Raw genomic sequence first — 4,540 nt, forward strand, 5'->3', positions numbered from 1 at the left:
GTCACGATCGTCGGGCTCGGGCCGGCGGGCCGCGAGTGGCTGACGCCGCAGGCGCAGGACGCCCTGGCGGCGGCGGACGACCTCGTCGGCTACGCCCCGTACCTGGCCCGCGTGCCCGCCAACCCCCGGCAGGCCCGGCACGCCTCCGACAACCGCGTCGAGTCGGAGCGCGCGGAGTTCGCGCTGGCGCTGGCCGAGCGGGGCCGCCGGGTCGCGGTGGTGTCGTCCGGCGACCCGGGCGTGTTCGCGATGGCCGCGGCGGTCCTGGAGGTCGCCGCCGAGGACCGCTGGAAGCACATCCCGGTGCGCGTCCTGCCGGGCCTGACCGCGGCGAACGCGGTCGCGTCCCGGGCCGGGGCGCCGCTCGGCCACGACTACTGCGTGCTGTCGCTGTCGGACCGGCTGAAGCCGTGGGAGGTCATCGCGTCCCGGCTGGCGGCCGCGGCGGCGGCCGACCTGGTGATCGCGATCTACAACCCGGCCTCCAGGACCCGCACCGAGCAGGTGGCCAGGGCCCGCGACGTGCTGCTGGAGCACCGCTCGCCGGACACCCCCGTCGTCATCGGACGCGACGTCGGCGGCCCGGAGGAGAGCGTCCGGGTCGTCCGGCTCGCCGATTTGAGCGCGGACGGCGTGGACATGCGCTGCCTGCTGCTGGTCGGCTCGTCCGAGACGCGGGTGGCCGAGCGCGGCGACGGCCGCACCACCGTGTTCACCCCCCGCCGCTACCCGTCATGAGCCAGCCACGCCATCGCCTCGCCGACGGACGCCGCGATGGGGACGCCGTGCGGCGCGGGCGGCCGGTCGACCATCACGACCGGCAGGCCCAGCGTGCGGGCGGCGGTGAGCTTGGCGGCCGTCATCGCGCTGCCGCTGTCCTTGGTGACGAGGGTGTCGACCGCGTGCCAGCGCATCAGCGCCAGTTCCTCGTCCACGGTGAACGGCCCGCGCGCCAGGACGGTCTCCATCCGCGGCGGGACGGGCGGCTCGGGCGGGTCGACCGAGCGGACCAGGAACCATCGGCGCGCGTCGCCCGCGAACGCCGCGAGGTTCTTGCGGCCGGTGGTCAGGAACACCCGCTCGCCGGGCAGGCTCGCGGCGGCGTCCTCCAGGGTGGGGACGCGGCGCCAGTCGTCGCCGGGCCCGCTCGTCCAGCCCGGGCGGCGCAGGACGAGCAGCGGGACGCCGGTGCGCCCGGCGGCCGCGACGGCGGAGGCGGTCATCAGGGCCGCGAACGGGTGCGTGGCGTCCACCACGGCGTCGACGCCCTCGTCCCGCAGCCAGGCGGCCAGGCCGTCCGGGCCGCCGAAACCGCCGACGCGGGTGCGGCCGGGCGGCAGGCCGGGCGCGGCGGTCCGGCCCGCCAGCGAGCTGATCACCTCGTAGGACGGGTCGGCGTCCAGGAGCCCGGCCAGCCGCCTGGCCTCGCCGGTGCCCCCCAGCAGCAGTACGCGCTTGGTCACGAGAGCATGCTAGGCGCGTGAGCGGGCTCCGTTACGGATGGACGACCGGCGCGTGCGCGACGGCCGCGACCAAGGCCGCCTACACCGCGCTGCTGACCGGGGAGTTCCCCGACCCGGTCGAGATCACCCTGCCGCGCGGGCAGCGGCCCGCGTTCGCGCTGGCCGTCGAGGAGCTCGGCGCCGGGTCGGCCACCGCCGGCATCGTCAAGGACGCCGGGGACGACCCGGACGTCACGCACGGCGCCCTCGTCCGCTCGACCGTGCGGCACGGGGAGCGGGGGAGCGGAGTGGTGTTCCGCGCCGGCCCGGGCGTCGGGACGGTCACCCGCCCGGGGCTGCCCCTGGAGGTGGGGGAGCCCGCGATCAACCCGGTCCCGCGCCGGATGATGCGGGACGTCCTCGGCGGCGCCGACGTGGTCGTGGAGATCTCCGTGGACGGCGGCGAGGAGCTGGCGCGCCGGACGTGGAACCCGCGCCTCGGCATCCTCGGCGGGCTGTCCATCCTCGGGACCACCGGGATCGTCGTCCCGTACTCGTGCTCGGCCTGGATCGACAGCATCCGCCGCGGCATCGACGTCGCGCGCGCGGCGGGGCGCGCCCATGTCGCGGGCGCGACGGGCAGCACGTCCGAGAGGGTCGCCGCCGAGCTCCACGGCCTGCCGGAGGACGCGCTGCTCGACATGGGCGATTTCGCGGGCGCCGTCCTGAAGTACCTGCGGCGGCATCCGGTGCCGAGGCTGACGGTCGCGGGCGGCATCGGGAAGCTCGCCAAGCTCGCGGCGGGCCATCTCGACCTGCACTCCAAGCGCTCGCAGGTCGACTTCGCCTTCCTGGCCTCGATGATCGCCGACCCGGAGGCCGCCGAGCGGGTGCGCGGAGCCAACACCGCCCTGGACGCCCTGCAGATCTGCCGGCGAGCGGGCGTCCCGCTGGGCGACCTGGTGGCGGCCCGCGCCCGCGACACGGCCCTGGGCGTCCTCCGCGGCGCCCCGGTGCTGGTCGACGTGGTCGTCATCGACCGGGCCGGGACGATCGTCGGCCGCGCCGGCCCCTGACTGTGTTGCCCCTGGGGGCGGACCCCCAGACCCCCGGCGGCTTCGCCGCAAGTGAGAGGGAAGGGTCAGCGGCAGCGGGCGGGCGAGTAGAGGTGGCTGTCGGTGAAGCCCTCGGCGGTGAGGACGGACCCGACGATGATCACGGCCGTGCGCGTGATCCCCGCCTCGTGGACCTGGGCGGCGATGTCGGCGAGCGTCCCCCGCAGGACCACCTCGTCCGGACGGGACGCGCGGGCGACGACCGCCGCCGGGCAGTCCGCGCCGTAGTTCGGCACGAGCTCGCCGACCACGGCGTCGATCCGCTGGACGGCCAGGTGCAGCACCAGCGTGGCGCGGCTCCGCCCGAGCGTGGCGAGGTCCTCGCCGGGCGGCATGCGGGTCGCGCGGGCCGAGGTCCGCGTGAGCACGACCGTCTGCGCGACCTCCGGGACGGTCAGCTCCCGCCCGAGCGCGGCGGCGGCCGCGGCGAACGCCGGGACGCCCGGCGTCACGTCGTAGGGGACGCCGGCCGCGTCGAGGCGGCGCATCTGCTCGGCCATCGCGCTGAACACCGAGGGGTCGCCCGAGTGCAGCCGCGCCACGTCCAGGCCCCGGGCGTGGGCGTCCACCAGCTCGGCGACGATGTCGTCCAGGACCATCCTCGCCGTGTCCACCCGGCGGGCGCCCGGCGGGCACCACTCCAGCACCTCCGGCGGGACGAGGCTGCCCGCGTACAGGCACACCGGCGACGCGGCGACCAGGTCGCGCCCCCGCACGGTCATCAGGTCGGCGGCCCCGGGCCCGGCGCCGATGAAGTGCACCGTCATCGCGTCACCGCCCACTGCGTCACCGGCATCATCGGCCTCCATCCCGTGAACCCGCCGACCGGCGCGGCCCTGCTGATCGCGATCCGGGTCAGGTCGCCGCCGAGCCGGGCGTGGGCGTCGGCGACGACGCGCTCGGACTCGACGGTGACGGCGTTCACCACCAGGCGCCCGCCCGGCTTGAGCGCCGCCCAGCACGTCTCGACCATGTTGGGCGCGGTGACCCCGCCGCCGACGAAGATCGCGTCTGGGGCGTCCAGCGGGCCGAGGGCGTCCGGGGCGCGGCCGACGACCACGCGCAGGCCCGGCACGCCGAGGGACGCGGCGTTGGCCCCGATCCGTTCCGCGCGGGACGCCCGGCCCTCGACGGCGACAGCCCGGCACGACCGGTGGGCGCGCATCCACTCGATGCCGATGCTGCCCGAGCCGCCGCCCACGTCCCACAGGAGCTCGCCGGGGACGGGGGCGAGGCGCGCGAGGGTGATCGCGCGGACCTCCCGCTTGGTGAGCTGCCCGTCGTGGCCGTACGCCTCGTCCGGCAGGCCCGGGACGGAGGGCAGGGCGCCCGTCCCCCGGCAGTGGACGGCCACGATGTTGAGCGCGTCCAGATCGCCGCGGATCGGCCCCACACGCTCGTCGGGGGCGCCGAGCCGTTCCAGGACGGTCACCTCGCTGCCGCCGAACCCGCGCTCGTCCAGCAGGGCCGCGACCTCGGCGGGCGTCCCGGCGCCCGCCGACAGCACGAGCACCCGGCGGCCCGGTGCCAGCACGGCGCTCAGCGCGGCGAGCGGGCGCCCCACAGCGCTGACGACCTCGGTCTCCTGCACCGGCCAGCCGAGCCGCGCGCAGGCCAGCGACGCCGACGACGCGTGCGGCAGGACCCGGACGCGGCGGGCGCCCAGCAGCCGGACGAGCACCGTCCCGACGCCGTAGAACATCGGGTCGCCGCTCGCCGCGACGGCCACGCGACGGTCGCGGTGCCGGGAGAGCAGGCCGGGCAGGTTGGGCAGCATCGGCGACGGCCACCGGATCAGCTCGCCCGGCAGATCGGGGAGCAGCCCGAGCTGCCGGGCGCCGCCCAGCACGACCTCGGCGGACCGGAGCGCCTCGCGCGCGGGCCCGGCCAGGCCGTCCCAGCCGTCCGCGCCGATCCCGACGACGGTGACGTGGGGCATCTTCGGACCGGAGTCGGCGGGGCCGGGGTCAGCGGGGCCGGAGC

At 77.1% G+C, this 4,540-nt stretch carries 5 protein-coding genes; 2 read left to right on the forward strand and 3 right to left on the reverse strand.

All coding sequences use genetic code 11. The features are described from left to right. Positions 1-738, forward strand: a 738-nt coding sequence (cobJ, locus tag E1298_RS44440) for a precorrin-3B C(17)-methyltransferase (RefSeq protein ID WP_131903396.1), incomplete at its 5' end; no start/stop codon positions are given. On the opposite strand, the gene E1298_RS44445 is transcribed toward cobJ, so the two are convergent. Beyond that, entirely contained in the window at positions 726-1,463 is a 738-nt protein-coding gene (locus E1298_RS44445) for a cobalt-precorrin-6A reductase (RefSeq protein WP_131903397.1), read from the reverse strand. The genes cobJ and E1298_RS44445 overlap by 13 nt on opposite strands. Positions 1,464-1,480: 17 nt before the next feature. Here E1298_RS44445 and E1298_RS44450 point away from each other — a divergent pair, with 17 nt between their 5' ends. Then, positions 1,481-2,518: a cobalt-precorrin-5B (C(1))-methyltransferase gene (locus E1298_RS44450; RefSeq protein ID WP_131903398.1), complete on the forward strand. Its 1,038-nt coding sequence runs from the start codon at positions 1,481-1,483 to the stop codon at positions 2,516-2,518. Positions 2,519-2,583: 65 nt separating this feature from the next. Here the strand turns inward: E1298_RS44450 and cobM are convergent, their stop codons facing one another. Next, positions 2,584-3,324 (reverse strand): precorrin-4 C(11)-methyltransferase, encoded by a 741-nt coding sequence (cobM, locus tag E1298_RS44455; protein ID WP_131903399.1) that lies wholly within the window; start codon positions 3,322-3,324, stop codon positions 2,584-2,586. Continuing rightward, entirely contained in the window at positions 3,321-4,496 is a 1,176-nt protein-coding gene (gene cbiE, locus E1298_RS44460; RefSeq protein WP_131903400.1) for a precorrin-6y C5,15-methyltransferase (decarboxylating) subunit CbiE, read from the reverse strand. Before cbiE ends, cobM begins: the two co-directional genes overlap by 4 nt. Positions 4,497-4,540: the final 44 nt, after the last annotated feature.

This window comes from Actinomadura rubrisoli (genome assembly GCF_004349215.1).
Taxonomy (GTDB): domain Bacteria; phylum Actinomycetota; class Actinomycetes; order Streptosporangiales; family Streptosporangiaceae; genus Spirillospora; species Spirillospora rubrisoli.